The following is a 574-nucleotide window of genomic DNA, read 5'->3' as shown; positions in this document are numbered from 1 at the left end:
CCATTGCTACCTGTTGCGTCGCTCGTCCAGTAGTTGTTGTTGACGAAGCCCGCATCAGCGTAGTTGTTCATGTTGCTCGTTTTTGCACCTTAATCTTAATACTACCAGCTTACTGCGTTGCCGCATTCGCCCTTAAATAACGTAAAAAGCCGTTTGTAACTTTTCCTGACTTTTCCCGTGAAAGGTGCTGACCTTATTTGTAGCCCTTTTTCTATCACCCGATTTAAACACTAAAACCTGAGCAATAGCCCCATCGGGCACAGTGTGCTCTGTTATTGACTGAAGTAGTTTTTTAACTCTTGAATAAACGCACTATCAATCATGGGCGGATATTTATTAGGTTGCCATGACGATAAAAATAGTAAATGTTGTAATGTTAAGGGTTTGTTCGCATTATTGGTCACTATATCGTTTATTGGCTCTGAGTCAGTTAAAATCGATGATTGTGTTTGAATCAAAGACTGCGGTAAAGGGGTTGAGCTAGGATTGTTAGCGGTTTGCTGTGATTGTTTTTCTTGGTTTTTTCTATTTTGGTATAATTGACACTGCTGTTGGTACCAAGCTTGGTAGCCAC

1 protein-coding gene is annotated in these 574 nt (G+C 40.8%); it reads right to left on the bottom strand.

The genetic code is table 11. The features are described 5' to 3' along the window. Window positions 1–272: 272 nt before the first annotated feature. Window positions 273–574: hypothetical protein (locus GQ598_RS10905; RefSeq protein WP_160404135.1), on the bottom strand; the 302-nt coding region annotated here is incomplete at its 5' end.

This window comes from Gilliamella sp. Pas-s95, assembly GCF_009795795.1.
Classification (GTDB): domain Bacteria; phylum Pseudomonadota; class Gammaproteobacteria; order Enterobacterales; family Orbaceae; genus Gilliamella; species Gilliamella bombicola.
The sequence above is the reverse complement of the archived record's forward strand: the minus strand, read 5'-3'. Positions and strand labels throughout refer to the sequence as shown.